Source organism: Serratia sp. HNCC26DJ206, from assembly GCF_057180605.1.
In genome coordinates this window covers 105,851-122,713 of record NZ_JBXUGP010000003.1, presented here as the reverse complement: position 1 = coordinate 122,713, position 16,863 = coordinate 105,851, and the positions used below count along the sequence as shown (strand labels likewise).

At 55.8% G+C, this 16,863-nt stretch carries 13 protein-coding genes; 1 reads left to right on the top strand and 12 read right to left on the bottom strand.

Annotation, left to right across the window (positions count from 1 at the left end):
• Positions 1–61: 61 nt before the first annotated feature.
• From gluQRS to thpR, 4 genes are all read right to left on the bottom strand, one after another.
• Positions 62–973: a tRNA glutamyl-Q(34) synthetase GluQRS gene (gluQRS, locus tag AC2A1E_RS03190; RefSeq protein WP_484382524.1), complete on the bottom strand. Its 912-nt coding sequence runs from the start codon at positions 971–973 to the stop codon at positions 62–64.
• A 195-nt stretch (positions 974–1,168) separates the two neighbouring features.
• A complete protein-coding gene (gene dksA, locus AC2A1E_RS03185; RefSeq protein WP_459399867.1) occupies positions 1,169–1,624 on the bottom strand; it encodes an RNA polymerase-binding protein DksA in 456 nt (151 codons plus the stop codon).
• A 305-nt stretch (positions 1,625–1,929) separates the two neighbouring features.
• Positions 1,930–2,637 carry a DNA/RNA nuclease SfsA gene (gene sfsA / locus AC2A1E_RS03180; protein ID WP_484382523.1) on the bottom strand — a complete coding sequence of 236 codons (708 nt, stop codon included), beginning with the start codon at positions 2,635–2,637 and terminating at the stop codon, positions 1,930–1,932.
• The gene (thpR, locus tag AC2A1E_RS03175) at positions 2,634–3,176 is read right to left on the bottom strand and encodes an RNA 2',3'-cyclic phosphodiesterase (RefSeq protein ID WP_484382522.1); all 543 of its coding nucleotides are present in this window, start codon (positions 3,174–3,176) and stop codon (positions 2,634–2,636) included. Before thpR ends, sfsA begins: the two co-directional genes overlap by 4 nt.
• A gap of 67 nt (positions 3,177–3,243) precedes the next feature.
• Between thpR and hrpB the strand changes: the two genes are divergently transcribed.
• On the top strand, positions 3,244–5,679 hold the full coding sequence (gene hrpB / locus AC2A1E_RS03170; protein WP_484382600.1) for an ATP-dependent helicase HrpB: 2,436 nt from the start codon (positions 3,244–3,246) through the stop codon (positions 5,677–5,679).
• Between the two features lie 56 nt (positions 5,680–5,735).
• Here hrpB and AC2A1E_RS03165 read toward each other — a convergent pair whose 3' ends face one another.
• The 8 genes from AC2A1E_RS03165 to tssJ form a co-directional block, all read right to left on the bottom strand.
• Positions 5,736–7,145, bottom strand: a complete 1,410-nt coding sequence (locus AC2A1E_RS03165; RefSeq protein ID WP_484382521.1) for a serine/threonine protein kinase — start codon at positions 7,143–7,145, stop codon at positions 5,736–5,738.
• Between the two features lie 80 nt (positions 7,146–7,225).
• Complete coding sequence (locus AC2A1E_RS03160; protein ID WP_484382520.1) at positions 7,226–8,194, bottom strand: type VI secretion system-associated protein; 969 nt, start codon at positions 8,192–8,194, stop codon at positions 7,226–7,228.
• Positions 8,195–8,218: 24 nt separating this feature from the next.
• Positions 8,219–9,001 (bottom strand): PP2C family protein-serine/threonine phosphatase, encoded by a 783-nt coding sequence (locus AC2A1E_RS03155; protein WP_484382519.1) that lies wholly within the window; start codon positions 8,999–9,001, stop codon positions 8,219–8,221.
• Complete coding sequence (gene tagH / locus AC2A1E_RS03150; protein WP_484382518.1) at positions 8,998–10,635, bottom strand: type VI secretion system-associated FHA domain protein TagH; 1,638 nt, start codon at positions 10,633–10,635, stop codon at positions 8,998–9,000. Before tagH ends, AC2A1E_RS03155 begins: the two co-directional genes overlap by 4 nt.
• An 82-nt stretch (positions 10,636–10,717) precedes the next feature.
• The gene (gene tagF, locus AC2A1E_RS03145; RefSeq protein ID WP_484382517.1) at positions 10,718–11,437 is read right to left on the bottom strand and encodes a type VI secretion system-associated protein TagF; all 720 of its coding nucleotides are present in this window, start codon (positions 11,435–11,437) and stop codon (positions 10,718–10,720) included.
• A 17-nt stretch (positions 11,438–11,454) separates the two neighbouring features.
• Entirely contained in the window at positions 11,455–15,093 is a 3,639-nt protein-coding gene (tssM, locus tag AC2A1E_RS03140) for a type VI secretion system membrane subunit TssM (RefSeq protein ID WP_484382516.1), read from the bottom strand.
• Positions 15,093–16,304 (bottom strand): DotU family type VI secretion system protein, encoded by a 1,212-nt coding sequence (locus AC2A1E_RS03135; RefSeq protein ID WP_484382515.1) that lies wholly within the window; start codon positions 16,302–16,304, stop codon positions 15,093–15,095. The genes tssM and AC2A1E_RS03135 overlap by 1 nt, the downstream gene beginning before the upstream one ends.
• A 3-nt stretch (positions 16,305–16,307) precedes the next feature.
• Positions 16,308–16,838 (bottom strand): type VI secretion system lipoprotein TssJ, encoded by a 531-nt coding sequence (tssJ, locus tag AC2A1E_RS03130; RefSeq protein ID WP_484382599.1) that lies wholly within the window; start codon positions 16,836–16,838, stop codon positions 16,308–16,310.
• Positions 16,839–16,863: the final 25 nt, after the last annotated feature.

Genomic DNA, 16,863 nt, shown 5'->3' with positions numbered 1-16,863 from the left:
GTACACCTCGATAGTGACGGATCAAAATGGTGCTAACAAAAAAATAGCGGCTAATCATAGCTCACCATGGCTCCTTTGAGAATGCTGTTGTGTTTTCGTGCAGGGGAATGGCTAACCGGCGCGGCACATTCTCCCATTGCCAGTGTTGGATTGCCCAGCTCAATAATAACGACAGATCAAGATCTTGCCAGCTTTCCGGCAGGGGCTGGTGCAGAAATTTCAGTGCTTCAACCAATGTTGGACGCGGATCGCCACTGGGCAGCGCCGGGGCGTGGTTTTGCTTCGATAGCTTAACCCCATTCGCGCCCAGCGCCAGCGGTAAATGGAGATAAGCCGGAACCGGCGCTTGTAACTGATGATAAAGCGCGATCTGGCGCACGGTGGGTTCGATCAGATCGGCCCCGCGCACGATCTCGGTCACGCCCTGGAAATGATCGTCGATCACCACCGCTAAATTATAGGCAAACAGGCCATCGCGGCGGCGGATGATAAAATCTTCCTGTGCCAACGCCGGATCTGCCCGCAATTCACCCTGCAACCGATCGTGAAACGCAAATACCGGCGCCGATTGGCGTAAGCGGATCGCCGCACCCTGCGGGCCCAGCTGCAAACTGCGGCAGTGGCCGTCATACAAACCGCCGATCTGCTGGATACGGCTGCGGGTACAGGTGCAGTAATAGCTGAGATCCTGCTGTTGTAGCCAGTCAAGCGTTGCGCGGTAGGCTTCTTGGCGTTGGGATTGGTAGATGACCTGGCCGTCCCAGTGGAGGCCATAGTGTTCTAAGGCAGATAAAATACGGGCGGCGGCTCCGGCGACTTCACGCGGAGGATCGATATCTTCAATGCGTACCAGCCATTGCCCGCGTTGGGCACGAGCCTGGAGGTAGCTTCCCAGAGCGGCAATCAGCGAACCGAAGTGCAGATCCCCAGAAGGCGATGGGGCAAAACGCCCCACATAATGACTTTCTAACATATCAGAAGGGAGTGGTTCCCTTGGTTCTGTGCGGCGCGTATATCCATCGTCTTTCAATCCGCAGCGTTGTTGGCTACGTACATTCACCCCAGTCACTTATTATGTATAAGCTCCTGGGGATTCATGTTCTTGCCGCCTAGCTGCAACTTGAAATCCTCGGGTATATTGGCACGCGCCGCGAACGATAATAACTGCTTAGCCGGCCATCTGCTTTTCGCGGATTTCGGCCAGCGTCTTGCAGTCGATGCACAAATCGGCAGTCGGACGCGCTTCAAGGCGGCGAATACCGATCTCCACGCCACAAGATTCGCAGTAGCCGAAATCTTCGTCTTCTACTTTCTTCAGCGTTTTCTCGATCTTTTTGATCAGTTTGCGTTCACGGTCGCGGTTACGCAATTCGAGGCTGAACTCTTCTTCCTGCGCGGCACGATCGACCGGGTCTGGGAAGTTGGCAGCTTCGTCTTGCATATGCGAAACGGTACGATCTACTTCGTCCCTGAGCTGGTTGCGCCATGCTTCAAGAATGCGCCTGAAATGCGTCAGCTGAGCGGCGTTCATATACTCTTCGCCCGGCTTCTCTTGGTACGGCTCTACCCCAGCGATGGCGAGAATGCTCAAGGACGAGGTTTTACGGGTTTGCCCTTCTTGCATATTGCTTCTCCTACATACACACGCACTATACCCATCATCGATCAAGGTGCAGGAGTGTGGCTGCCTTCTTTCTCCCTGGTGACTTAGTGAACTAAGCTGCCAGGGATTCGTTCAGTTGCCGCCTACCTGCATCTCAAATGCTATAGGGTATGTCGAATCCCCAATACGGGGGAAAAACAGGCCGCTATAAATAACAGAAGGGAAGGGGGATGGCAATTATTCCTGTCACCTGCTTGACAAGGGTGTGAAGGCAGGCGTATTTGCGACGCAATATCCAGCGATCAATTGATGACTACCTGGAACCGCTAATCGATAAAAAACGGTAATTTCCCGCAAAGAGAGATACCGTCAGGCGATAATGTTGCCCCATAACAAATTACTTCCACTCCTGCCTGCTGAACCTGCGCTAGTAGTGCCGCATAACGTGCATCTATGTGATGTGCCGGAGCGACCTGATCGATACCCGTGTGCAACACAGCAAAGAACAATATCGCCCGCTGGCCGTTTCCAACCACGCTTTGCAACTCCCGTAAATGCTTCTGCCCTCTCAGCGTTACGGCATCAGGGAAGTAACCACGTTGATGTTGCAATAGTGTGACTGATTTCACCTCAATATAGCAGTTAACCCGGTTTTCTGCCTGTAATAACAAATCGATACGGCTGTTTTCGCTACCGTATTTAACTTCGCTGCTGATTTTACTGTAACCGGATAATTCACTGATTATATTCTGCTCGATCGCCTCGCGTACCAAGGTATTGGCTCGCAGGGTATTCACACAGATCCAGTCCCCTTGCTGAGTCTGTGTGAGCTCCCAACTGTGGGCATATTTGCGCTTGGCATTATCCGAGGTGGAGTACCAGAGGGTGTCGCCCGGTGTGGCACAGCCGGTCATGGCCCCGGTATTGGCGCAGTGCAGGGTAAAGGTTTCGCCCTCGGGGGTGATGGCATCGGCCAGAAAACGCTTGTAGCGCTTAATCAGCGTGGCGGGCTTCAGGGGCGGTGTGAAGATCATGGATTATCCTGATTATTAAGCGACCACTGCGCCAACTGATGGTAGCGGGTGCGGCCATGCTCAACGGTTGACTGGTACAAAGAAAAATGGTCGGCGCTGAAGATCCAACCTGGCGTGGCTGGCGGAATGGCAACTGGCTGGGTCGCGGCACGCAATAAGGTGATATGCGGGTGAAACGGTAGCGGGCTTTGATAGCAACCGCTGCGTGCTGCCTGCGAGCGCAGCAACTCTGCCAGTTGCAGCAGCGCGCGTGGCGCACGCTTGGTGCCGAGCCACACCACGCCGGGGCGCGGCCAGTGGCCGAGATCGTCAAGGCAGACGTTAAAGCCGGTTTGCCTGATGCGCCCGGCCAGCGTTTGCAGCGCCCGTTCTTTCTGCGTGCTGACATCGCCGAGAAACGCCAACGTCAGATGCAGATTAGCGGCGGCAACCGGGCGGCCATCTTCGGGTTGAAAAGCGTCGGCGCGCCAGCGGATCACCTGTTGCTGCAAGGCATCGGGTAACGATAGGGCAAAAAACAGGCGGCGCGAAGTGGACATGAATCTCCGGTAAATAAATGAAACGCTGGCCGTAATGCTACAATGTGCGCCGTCCATTAACTACCCCATGGAGAGTTTTGTGTCTTCACTGCCCGTCAGCGCGGTTCTTGATGAGTTACTCGCTGCATTGCAATCCGCCCCGCAGGTGCTATTGCATGCCCCAACCGGCGCAGGTAAATCAACCTGGCTGCCGTTACAGATCCTGGCCAAAGCCGGGCTGCCGGGGCGCATCATTATGCTGGAACCACGGCGGCTGGCGGCCAAAAACGTCGCTTATCGCCTGGCACAACAGCTTGGTGAAGAACCCGGCCAGACCGTGGGTTACCGCATGCGTGCCGAGAGTAAAAGCGGGCCGCATACCCGGCTGGAAGTGGTGACCGAGGGCATTCTCACCCGCATGTTGCAGCAGGATGCTGAGCTGCAAGGTGTTTCGCTGGTCATTCTCGATGAATTCCATGAACGTAGCCTGCAAGCCGATCTGGCCTTGGCGCTGCTGCTCGATGTGCAGCAAGGGCTGCGTGACGATCTGAAATTGCTGATCATGTCGGCAACGCTGGATAACGCGCGCCTATCCCAACTGCTGCCGGAGGCACCGGTGGTGGTATCCGAAGGGCGCAGCTACCCGGTCGAACGGCAGTATCAACCGCTGGCCAGCCATCAACGGTTGGAAGATGGCGTTGCCACGGCGGTGAAACGTTTGTTGGCCGAACAATCCGGCTCGTTGCTGCTGTTCCTGCCCGGCGTCGTGGAGATCAACCGCGTGCTGGAGCGGCTCACCGGGGAGGTGGCAGCCGATACCGATCTCTGCCCGTTGTATGGCGCACTGCCGCTGGCGCAGCAGCAAAAAGCGATCCAACCGGCCATCAGCGGGCGGCGTAAAGTGGTGCTGGCAACCAATATTGCTGAAACCAGCCTGACGATCGAAGGCATCCGGCTGGTGGTCGACAGCGGCCTGGAGCGTGTGGCGCGTTATGACGTGCGTAACGGTTTGACCCGGCTGGTGACGCAGCGCATCAGTCAGGCGTCGATGATCCAACGCGCCGGGCGTGCCGGGCGCTTGGAGCCGGGCATCTGTTGGCACCTGTTTGCCAAAGAGCAGGCGGAACGCGCAGCGGAGCACGCTCAACCGGAGATACTGCAAAGCGATCTCGCCAGCTTTTGGCTCGAACTGTTGCAGTGGGGCTGCGTGGATGCCGAACAGCTGACCTGGCTCGATCGGCCACCTGCCATAGCGCTGGCGACGGCCCGCCGTTTGCTGCAAACCCTTGGTGCCATCGACGACGCCGAAAAGTTAACCAGCAAAGGCCGTCAGATGGCCGGGTTGGGCTGTGAGCCACGCTTGGCGGCGATGCTGTGCGCCGGTGCTGCCTTGGGTGCCGATGGTCTAGCGACGGCGGCGATGCTGGCCGCTCTGCTGGAAGAGCCGCCGCGTAATGGGCAGATGGACATCAGCTATTGGCTGAGCCGCCCGCAGCCGCACTGGCAACGCCGTGCTACCCAACTTAGTAAGCGCTTACCACAAAAAGCGGGGCAGATTGATGCCGATCTGGCGGCCCCACTGTTAGCGCAGGCGTTTGCCGATCGCATTGCTCAGCGGCGCGGGCAGGATGGCCGCTATCTGCTGGCCAATGGGATGGGAGCCGCGATGAATCAGGACGAAGCGCTGTCAAGAACCCCCTGGTTGATTATCCCCAGCCTGTTGCAGGGCCATAACAGCCCGGATGCCCGTATCCTGCTGGCGCTGCCGATTGAGATTGACGCGCTGGTAGCCCAACTCCCCGCGATAGTCAGCAGCCAGACGGCGGTGGAATGGGATGAGGAGAAAGGTTCACTGCGCGCCTGGAAGCGCCAGCAGATTGGCCGCTTGACGCTGCGTGCTCAACCCTTGGCGAAACCGGCCGATGAGGAGTTGCAACAGGCGCTGATTAACTGGGTACGGGCGCAGGGTTTGGCTGTGCTGAACTGGAGCCTTGCCGCCGAACAGTTGCGGTTGCGCCTGCAATGCGCACAGCGTTGGCTGCCAGAGGCCGCATGGCCTGCGGTGGATGATGAATCCTTGCTTGATGCGCTGGAAACCTGGTTGTTGCCTTCGCTGAATGGTGTGCGCGATCTGCGTGGGCTGAAGCAGGTCAATATCGCCGAAGCGCTGGGCCGCTTGCTGAACTGGCAGCAAAAACAGCGACTGGATCAGGCGTTACCCACGCATTACACCGTGCCGACCGGCAGTCGCCTGCCGATCCGCTATGATGCCGACAATCCTCCGGCTCTGGCGGTGCGTTTACAGGAGATGTTTGGTGAACAGCGCAGCCCGATGCTGGCAGAAGGCCGCATTGCGGTGGTGCTGGAGTTACTCTCGCCTGCGCGTCGGCCGTTGCAGATCACCGGCGATCTGGCGGCCTTCTGGCAAGGTGCCTACCGCGAAGTACAAAAAGAGATGAAAGGGCGTTACCCCAAGCACTCATGGCCTGTTGATCCTTTGGCTACCCCACCGACTAAAAAGTGAATCGTCCTGGGTTTTTGGAGCGTGTTAACGCCATCAACCCAGGCTGCCTGTCTCCGTTAATGCACCGCAGCGCCATCTTTGGTGTTAATTAGCCATGTTCCTGCCTGGTCAATAGTAAACGGTTTCTGATACTGATATTGCGCGGTACGAACTTCTGCCTGGTATTGGCCAGCGGCTAGCTTCAGATAAACGAGGCCGTTTTCGTTCGGCATCACCTTCTGCTGTTTGCCATTAATGCTAAGTTGTTCATCCGGTTGCAGTTTGAAATACACCACGGCAGTCCATGCCGGTGCGACAGGTTCAGGCGCTGTAGGGGCTGGCGGCTGTGGTTCTGCAATGGGGGTGGCTGGTGTAGGAGTTGCTACCGTTATGGGAGCCGTGGATGGATCACTCCTCAACCAGAGGGTGAGCCCGGCGAGTAACACGACAACCACAGCTGCGCCGACCATCATTGGGCGAAAGCGTTTGCTGCTGCGGGGAGAGTGAGCGGTAACTGCCGTTTGCACTTTGGCTACGGGCATCGGGCTGGCTGCGGCAGCTTGGGTGCTGATGATCTCATTCTCGCTGGCGATCGACAGGTGCAAGCGTTCCGCCATTTCACCAATGGTTTGCGGCCGATCTTCGGGCTTTAACAGCAATGCCCGATCGATCGCATCCAGCAGATCTAACGAGTACCCTTTCGGACGGCGCTCAGTCAGCGGTTGGTAGTGATCTTCGATGCTGCGCACCACGCTGACGGGAGGAGGCGCATCCACGATCAAGGTATGCAGAACTGCACCGAGGGCATAGATATCGGACCACGGCCCCTGTTCGCCATCGCTATTTTCAGTGTATTGCTCAATCGGGGCAAAGCCGGGTTTGAGCATGATCTCGGTTTGATCCGACAGGTTACCGATCTCTTTGCGGGCAGAACCGAAATCCAGCAATACCGGCAACTGATTTTCCTGGATCTGGATATTGTCCAGCGAGATATCGCAGTGCAGATAACCTTCCTGGTGGATCGTGTTGATCGCACTGAGCAAGCTGGGCAGCAAATTGCGGATCCAGGTTTCGTTGATCTTCTCTGGATACTGAGCCTTGAATTTTTTCAGCGTGGTTCCGGTATAAAACTGTGTGCCGATGTAGGCGGTGCCATTTGCCTCCCAGAAACGCAGAACGTGGAGCAGGGCCGGATGTGAAAAACGCGCGAGCAAGCGCGCTTCTTGAATAAAGCTGTTCAGCCCGGCTTGAAAAGTGTGGCTAAAGCGCTCACTGCGCAGGCTGAGCGTGAGATCTTCATTGCGTGTAACCAACGTCGAGGGGATGTACTCCTTGATGGCGACAATGCGTTCTAGCTGGTGATCGTAGGCTCGATACACGATGCCAAAACCGCCTTCACCAATGACTTCCTTGATCTCAAATTCATTGAAACGATAACCGATGGGCAAGCTGTTTGAATTGGGTTTTATTGTTTCGTGTCCTGACATAATAACGATTCTCTGTAATCAAGGCTGGCTGATGTTATGCCTGAAATGGGCAGTTAACCCCGTGGTTCTGCACTGAAATATCAATGAGCATCGTCCTTAACGGACAGATAACTGCCGCTGGCAGGATCGGCGCGCTCAACGGCCAGAGTTTCCACCAGACGGAACGTGAGAGACATTCCTCGTGCGTTGATCAAGGGCCGCCAGGTCTCGCGGGCGGAGGCGACTTTCTGGTCGACTTCTGCCTGGGTGGCCGCTTGTTCGCGCGGCATTTCAATAATCACTTCCCCCTGAAATGCCCAGGCGTGTAGCTGTGGGTTAAAGGGCAGCACCAGGGCACTGTCCGCAGCGCTCAGGATCAGGCGTTGGGCATTCGCACTGACCACATTCAGCGGGCGATCGTCTGGGGCAATCTTGAGCAGCGGATACCCTTGATAAAAAGTGATGTTGTAGGTTTGTGGAATGCCTCCCTGCTGAAGAACTATCGTGCCAAGGCCGTTCAAGAAGCCGTGGCTATCACAACGCAGCTTGTCAGTGCCGGGCACCGATAGGGTGCTGTCACCGGCCTCGCCGTTCCAAGAGGTACGGAACTGGCAGCCGGATGGCAACTCAAAAGATGAAATCGTATCTTGCGTGGCTAAAGGCGACGTCACCGCAACCGCGGCGGGAATCGTGGGGCCAGACGGGCTTTTTGCCTTGGGCGGTTGGATTATTGGCTGCCAGCGTTGGCTTTTTTTCGCGCTGCCCGAGGCGATCTCATTGCCCTGTGTGTCGGTCAGCAGCCAGGGGAGTTGTGTCACCTTAGGGCACTGTTTTTCTAATAGAATCCCCACCCGCGGCAGGAAATCAGTCAGCACTTGGGCATCGGTTTTTTGCGCTGAAGTAATGCGCAGTGGAATGCTGTTGGCACACCAGCTTGCGGGGGAGCTGTTTTTGACATTATCGATAAAAACTTCAAGTTTCAGGCTTGGGGAGTGTACCAACTGATAATTTGCCGCCTGTGCAGCAGGGATTATCAGCAGAGCAAGTATCCTGGGTATCCAATATTTCATAGTCGGCCTTGGACGTAGTTCGCATTAATTGTGGGAAAGAAAACGTTCAGCATCGGCAAGTGAGTGCAACAAGGTGGTTTCTTGCGGCGAGCCAATCCAAACGGCAATCGCGCTGTAGTTATCAGAATTGGCACCTTGGCCATTGTTATCCCAGGCTTGTTGCAGCAGAGAGAGCCATTCGCCGGGTGAATTCACCATGTGCAGCGCCTGTTCCAGCTCATTGTGAGTAAAGTTGTGCCAGAAACCGTCGGTACACAGCAGGAAAACGTCACCGTCCTCCAGTTGCAGCACATCGCCATAGCTGGCATCGCGATCCTCATTGAGCCCTAAGGCGAAGTACAGGAGATTGCTGTTGATCCCGCTGGTCTGATAGCCAGCATCGGCCATTTGCTGCACCAGGCTGTGATCGTGAGTGATCGCGTGCAAATAGCCCCGGCGAAACAGATACAGGCGGCTGTCGCCGGCGTGCGCCCAGTAGGCGAGCTGGTAGTCACGATCGACAAACAGGCTCACCAGCGTGGTTCCCATCTTGCTGTACTGTGCCGATAGCTGCTGTTGCCGCTGAATGGCCTGGTTGGCCTGCGAAATGTACTGGCGGATGCTTTGGGCATCCATGTGCTTTTCGCCATCAAAATTGCGCAGGATGGTGTCTCGCGCCACTTTGGCCGCAATCTCTCCCCCCGGTAGACCGGCAATGCCATCACAGACCACAAAACAAGCGGAGCGGTTGCCGATCACCTCGCCGATCTGATCCTGATTGGTCATGCGTTCCCCCTGATTGGAGGTAGAGGCGATGGTGATATTCATGATGCCTCCGGTTTAATCTGTGAATCTTTGTATTGGTTGGCTTCTACGGCATAGGCATGCAGGAAGGCTTCACCAAACAGCGTATGGAAATCATCCTCAAGCTCACCGGAGGTTTTTCGGTAACTTTTAACGAAGTAATCCCACAGCGCGGCCTTGCGGCTGGAAGGTAATGCCAGCCGGGGTACCGTACCCTCCTGGCGCGCTGCCTCTTCCAGAAGTTCCGGATTAAAGGATTGCAACATGGCGGCGATAATGGCCCGAATACCGGCGATCATGCCGAGTTGATGAGCCTGTAAGTCGATCAGCGCATCACGCACTGATTGCTCAGGTGGGATAAAACCCGGCATTTTGCTGCCAAACATTTGCATCAGCACGGTTTTGCCTGAGGGCAACAGCTTGAAGGGGTTGTTGGCTTCATCGAGGATCATGGTCATTTCTGCTTTGACGCCACGCTTGAGGATCGAGCGGGAAGAGAGTAACGCCACCGTTCCCTGTGAAAACAGGCTCAACAAACGCCCCACCTGGCGTAACTGCTGTTCGTCAAAGTGGGGCGCAGGTTGCAGGTCATACAGCCCGAGTCCTTGCAGTAGGGCCCTCAGTAATGGTCCTTCCAGCGTTTCGCCGTTAGAAGCGGGCAGGCTTGGCGGTTGATCGATTGAGTCGGCAACAGGATCGATCCCTAAACGGTTTCCTGGGCGGCTCCTCGGTTTTGCCGGTGCAGTCTGGGGCTGAACCTTTGGCGGTTCGGGCTGGGTCATGGCCGCCAGGATCGGTGTTTCCGGCGAGAGGGGTAATGGGGGGGTTGCCGATGGTACGGCACTGCTGAGTTGCAGGCCGAGCGGATCCTCACCGTTTTGGCTATCCGACACGGCTGCTGGAGCGGATGAGGTGCCAAACAGAGCCAGGGGATCCAGCTCTTGCGCGCTGGCGTGGTTTTCCATTGAGGGAACAGGTTCAGGCATATGGCTCTCTGCCAGCAAGGTGCTTGGCGTGGTATCAGCCAGAATATGCACCTGGTCAAAGGGGGTATCAGCGTTGAATAACGTGGCCGGGTCGATCGGTCTGGTTTGCAAATGCTGTAGATCGATATTGCCGGTCAGCTGTTCCAGTGGGTCGTTAGGGTTCAGCTCGACGCGGGGTTCCGCCAGTAACGGATGGTGATTATCGTGGTAACTGGCCGGCGCTGGGGAGATCTCTCCTGGGGGGAATTCCTGTATCAGGCTATCCCAGATCTCATTGGGCACCGACACCGTGTTGGGTGTAACCACCGGCTCAATATTGACGCTGCTGGCCGTGGTGGGGGCCGGTACAGACGCTGGCTGTAGACTGCTGACCTGAATCTGATAATCATCAATACCCAGCATATCGCCGTCCTGCAATTCAACCTGGCGGCCACGTTCTAGCGGAATATTATTGAGCTGCACGTTGGTGACATTGCCACGGTTGGTAATACGGCATCCACCATCAACCGAAATATGTACGATGGCTTGCAGGCGAGAGATGGCTCGCTCTTCATCTGGCAACACCAGATTATTATCCACGCTGCGGCCTATGGTTCCGCCTGGCGGCAGGAAGTCACAGCTGGTTTGTGGGGGAACCTGACCATTTTTGTTTTTTACAATAGCAAATCGCATAAGTCATTCCTGCTGATTAAGGCGCATACCCAAAATATGTGATACAGGTAGGCGGCAACGGGATTACCTTTGAAAAATTAATTTAATCAAATAGTTGTGGGTACTGACCGCCACGGCCAGCGCTTGAACAACCCTCGGGATTAAACAGTAACGAGAACAACTGCACGGTAAGATTGCCGCTGTGTGCATGGGGCGAGAATGGGCGAACATCGGCTTGATGGGGCCACCAAAAGCTGATGTATTGCGCGGGCTCAAAGCTATCAGCGGCTTGCTGCCACACCAGTCTGTTCTCTGGCTGATGAGGTAAACCGATAATTGAGAGAATCTCTGACTCCCCTGTAGCGGTGGGAATCGGCAACTCTGGCAGGGCGAGCAGCGCCTGGTCAATTTGCGCGGCGGAGCAACCGTTACGTACGCCATTCAAGAGCGTCTGGCCGAGTTGGTGATACCACTGGGCCGCGGTATGCAACTGTCGCTGGTGCCAGTCATTCAGGTTCCACAGGCGCATCGCACAAACGGGGTAGTAACGGCCTACGCGGTCACGGGCGGGGAGCACGCAGCCCATTTGTACATACTGATTGCCCAGCGGGGCGGGTATGACAAAGTTCCAGACCGGAGCCTGCTCGAAGGGATGTGTGCTGTTGCCAGGCCATTCCTGTTGCAGATTCAGTAAGCCGCTGTGAAACCAATCGGCCCAGCGGTTAACGACCGCCTGGGGCAGACGGCGCTGGAGAAAATCCCCCTCAGCAGGCACTTTGCCATACCAGCCAATTTGCGTGGTTAGGTTTGGGTTGTGAACCATCATCATCACCTCTCGGGCTACGGGCAGGAAAATGCAGGTAGCTGGAAAGGATTGCGAATGCTGTTGGGGGTAAACTCCAACGTCACACTTTGCCCATCCAGATTAAAGGTCGCCTGTCGGCCCAGCGTACTGCCGTTATCAGACGATTTTGCCCGATCGACCAGGCGGTTAAGCGCCCATGGCCCCGTGGTCACCATGCTGGCGGTGGTGCCGTTCGCCAAGGACAATTGCAAGTGCACCTGATTGGTATTGCGGGTGCCCGGCCAACTCACCACCAGCGGGACTTGCGGGCCGTGACTGTACTTGAACAACTGGCCGTCGATGTCCAGCGTCAGGTTCAGGATCGCGTTATCCATGCGTACTGGCCGTATGGTGACCCGGTAAGAGGGCACCGCAGTGCCGTTGGCAAAGAAGGCATCCCGAATGCGTTGGGCCTGCTGGAATGAGGGCAGAATGCCCTCTCCTCCGGGCAGGGTTTTGCCATCGACGCCCGGCGTAAAACGCCAGATAGGGCGGGTGGTATCGACTTTCCCTTGTAGGTTGTCACGAAAAAAACTGTCCATCAGGCCGCTATTGGGGGCAAACATCCGCGCCAAATCGTCCGGCGTCACATCCTGCTGCGATCGAGGGTTAAGCGGATAACGGCCCGCAATCGCCTGGCGGCAGAAGCTGCCAACCTCAACGCTGATGCGCTTTTTGATATTCTCCATCTCTTTGCTTTGGGTATCGCTGCTGGCACCAATAGCCAGCGACAACAGCATTTGTTTGAACGGAATAGGTAAGCGCCCAGACTCTGCCTGTAAACGTGGAATAATATCGCTGGGGGGAACGGTCATACCGCTGTTGGCCGCGCCCTGAACCGCTGTCAGGTAATTGTAGAGGTCATCAACCTGCTTGAGTACGGCATCAAATGGGATGGTTTTGTCGTCTTCTCCCTGACTCTGTGCCAGCTCCAGCAAAGGTGCAAAGTGTGCCATGACCACCTGTTCCGGCTGTGCGGAGACATCCCCATCAGCGTTGACCGGGCGCGTAGCAAAGAGCGTCTCCAGCGTGTGATTAGCCCCCTGATTCAGCTTGTCTTCGGCTTTCCCCAGCAACGAGCGCCGATCGGCGTCACTCTTCTCGTCACGCAGGGTGACGTATTGCCTTAGGTTCACCAACAGGTTGCGCATAGGGGAAGGGTTGCCAGAAAGCAAACGCGCGCTGCTGATGCGCTGGCTTAGCTCACTGATATTCGCCAGCTGTATATCCGCCAGCAGCGCATCCCAAACGGCGATAAAATCCTGCATATAGAGTTGGCGTACCGTTTTTGTCAGGTCGGCACTTTTTTGTTCCGACGCCGTGCGAGCATTCAGCACCCAGCTATCTTCCTGACGCAGCGTTTCCGTGACTTGGCTGATGTTGTTATCAAACGCTTTCCAGTAGCCTTGCGAAGTAAAAAGCCCAGGTATGCTTTCGGTCACGGGTTTGCCACTTTTGCGCGTAAAAGCCAACTCTGCCTGTGGCCCGGCTAAATCCACCAGGCTGACCGGCTTGATCTCGGTTTGCTGCAACAGTAAACGCTTCAAACGGCTATAGACCCGCTGGGGGAGAGACGAACGCCCGAGGAGAGATTGCGCCTGTGCCACAAGCGACTCATCTTTGGCATAAGGTGAGGACTGGATTTGATCGTCAAGCAATTGGGCTAAATGCCACTCCAACCGCTCTAACTGTTGTTGCGTGACGCCCTGGTGCAGATGGCGCCGCAGGTTAAGCATCACCCAGGCACGCAGAAATTTTCCATCATATTGTTTTGGCAGATAGAGCATTTGATACGCTTTTAACGCTTCATAGCTGAAATCTGCATCGCTGTGATTGTCCTGGCGCAGCGTGAGGATGATCTGCTGCGCTACCTGTGGCAGCAGCAGCTCTTTGAGCGCCTTTTGGTAGAGCGCATTGCTGGCATAGCTGAGCTGCTCGCCCCGGTACAATCCCATACGGTAAGAGAGGGGGGGATCTTGCAGTGAAAAATGCCGTCTTTCGGGTAAATTCAGAATGCCGTTAAGGAACGGGAGCAGGGGCAACATATCGCCAAAATCCAGCTGAGTCAGCCCTTGCCCTTGGTGCTCCAACTGCGGCACTTTAGCCGCTATTTCTGTCAGGTACTCTTTGTTATTGCCATAGCTGATAAACCAGCCGCTTGCCAGAATGACCAGCAGGCTCACCAGAGAGAGATAACCAGCCCAGTGCAAAGCACGGTTACGGTATTCCCACCAGCGATTGCTCCCCGCCAGGCCCGCTTCCTGAAAGATCACCGTTTCCAGCATATCCTTGAGGAAAAAACTTTGGCCTTTGGCCGCGGGGATCGGCGCTTCATGACTGAGGCTGTTCCAATGGGAGTGCGCCGTTTCTGCTGATGGAGCGGTGGACAGTTGTAAATAGCGATTCAACTCCCCCATCACGCGGTCAAAGGGCAAACCTTCCTGGGTGCCACTGGTGAAATAGATGCCACGGGGAGTGAAACAGCTTTCAAAGTTGGAGCGGCTGAAAACCCGCTCCAGATAGTGGTGCAGCAAGGGGCGCAAAGCCGCAAATTCCTGCGGGAACAGGTAACATCCAGCGCGTTGCCGAACATCATGCTCGAGTAAAATGGTCTCTGGCAGGGCCGCGTTCAGCCGTTGCTGTAACAGGGCATACTGTGATTCGAAAGCCTGATTGAGGTCAAAATCAGCCTGGCGAGACTGTTCGTAAGGGAAGGTAAATCCCCAGATTTGCTCGCGCTGTGCTTTATCGAACTGGCTGAAATAAGCCATGAAACCGTTCAGTAAGTCGGTTTTGGTGACCATCACATACACCGGAAAGCGAATACCTAACTGCTGATGCAGTTCGATCAGCCTTTTGCGTAGGGCATCTGCCTGCTTGGCGAGCGCTTCACTGCTTTCGCTCAGCAAATCGGCCACGCTAATGGTGATGATCACCCCGTTAATAGGCTGACGGGCGCGGTATTTTTTTAACAGTTCGACGAAGCTTTTCCACTCTTCGGCGTCTTCTAGACGCTGGCTTTCCTGCGTGGTGTAGCGCCCGGCGGTATCCAGCAAAATCGCCTCATTGGTAAACCACCAGTCGCAGTTACGTGTGCCACCGACGCCGCGCAGGGCGGATTGGCCAAAGCTTTCCGCCAGTGGAAAGTGCAGCCCCGAGTTGCTCAGCGCGGTGGTCTTCCCGGCACCGGGTGCCCCGATGATGACATACCAGGGCAGTTGATAGAGATACTGGTGATTAAAGCGGTTCAGCCAAGGGTATTTGCCCCCTTGCCCTGGGGCGAAGCGGGCTTTTTTTAACAGTTGCACCGCTTCATCAAACCGCTGGGACAGCAGGGGATCCTGCTGAGGCACGGCTTTGGCCTGCCCCTTGGGGATTTCCTGGGTAGCCCGTAGGTTGCTCAGCAGCTTGCTGTTGAACCAGATACTGTAAATACGCGGAATGATGCGTAACAAAGCCCAGAGCAGATAAATAATGCCGATAGCGATCTGCCGGTTCAATTCTGGCTCAAGGGGCCGATAGTCGCCGATGGCGAGCAGTGGGCCTATCACCCAGATAATAAATGCCAATGCGGTAATGCCTATCGCCCCCCAGAGCAGGCGACTGGTGATAATGGAGAATAACGTTCTGAACATTACTGTCCGTTCCCTTGCTGCGATCGGTTGAGTTCTGCCTGTGTGTTTCCTGGTGCAACCAACAGGGTAATTTCGACCCGGCGGTTTAAGGCCCGGTGCTCTTCGCTGCTATTTTCCGCGACCGGATTGCTCTCGCCGCGGCCTTCCGTTTTAACCCGCAGTGGATCATCCAGGTGTTTTTGCAGTTGTGCGGTGACGGACGCGGCACGCGCCAGCGAAAGCTCCCAGTTAGAGGCAAAGCGGGCACTGCGGATCGGCAGGTTATCGCTGTATCCCGTTACCAGAATTTTGCCGCTGACGCCATTCATGGCGCTGGCGATCCGATCAATGACCGGAATATATTCCGTACGTACCGTGGTCGCCGCAGAGTCAAATAGCCCATCGCCCTTGAGGATCACCACGCTTTGCTGCGCCTCATCACGCACCGCGACCAAACCTTCGGTAATCTCCTGATGCAGAAAACCTTTCAGATCCAGCATCGGTGGCGGCGTGGGTGCCGGATTGCTGATGGTCATTTGCGGCAGATTGGCCTGATAAATGGAGGCCAGCACGGGAGAGGTCGTTTCGCCCAGGCGCCAGTTGAGAACAATAAAGAGCAATGAGGCAATAAACCCCGTCAGCGCCGCGCAGGCCCAAAGCGGCACCAAGGGACGCCAGTGTTTTTGCAATACAGGGAGATCCCGCGCATTGGGCGAGAGTGCGGTGGCATAACTGCCCCGCACCGAACGTATCATCTGTAACAGGCGCTGTTTGATGGTTTCTAACTGGGAACGGCCGTTTTCGATCACCCGATAACGGCCTTCAAAACCCAGCAGCAGGCAGTAGTTGATCAGTTCCAGCAGTTGAATATGTTCGCGTGGGTTCTGTGAAAGCTTGGCCAGCAGTTGGAAAAACTTTTCGCCGCCCCAGGTTTCATTATGGAACGTCACCAACAAGCCACTACCGGACCAGACGCTGTTACTGCCCCAAGGCGTTAAGGCCGCCGCTTCATCCAGCGCCGTACACAGGCAATAGCGAGCCCCGATGATCACTTCATAGGTCAGGTTTTCCCTTTTGGCGCGTACCTCGAAGTGGCGTACTTCATCAATCAACTGCTGGCGAAGCTGCGCCGGATCGGCATGGGTTGCCGACTGGCGGATCTGCAAAATTGCGTTCAACAGTGGGTTAGCGGTGAGGATCAGTGGGTTATCCCATTGGGTGGCTTGAGTCATAAATTATCGGTCCTGACCATGGGGGGCTTGCAGGCCGCTGGCCGTAACCACGATATGAGCGGTCAGTTCATCAGGGGATAATTGCCATATCTTGTAGAAGTTAGTTTCGGTGGGTTTGGGCAGCGGCAATGAAAGGCGCCAGGTTTTACCGTCCAACTCGCGGTATTCGGCAATAATGCCGATATAACGCGCATCCAGCGTACTTTGCCCAGCCAGGGTTTTGCCTTTTTGCCCTGGAGCCAGGAAGAATTGATCGCTTTCAATCAGGCTGTTACCGAGTACGCTTTTCACATCGCCTTGCAGGGTAAAGAAGTCGGTTTCCATAAATTCAGCATCAGAACGTAGCAGCAACACGCGAACTTTGACGGGGGCCGAAGCTTGGCCGTCGCCCGCGTTGATCTGCGAATCGGCATCAAACATCAGGCTGTAGCGTGATGGCACGCTTTTCGCGGAGGACATACAGCCGCTGAGCAGAGATACGGTGAAAATCAATAACAGCAGAGGCCAACAGCGCTGGATGGATTGTGATTTGATCATGATGTCTCTCATCATCAACGGT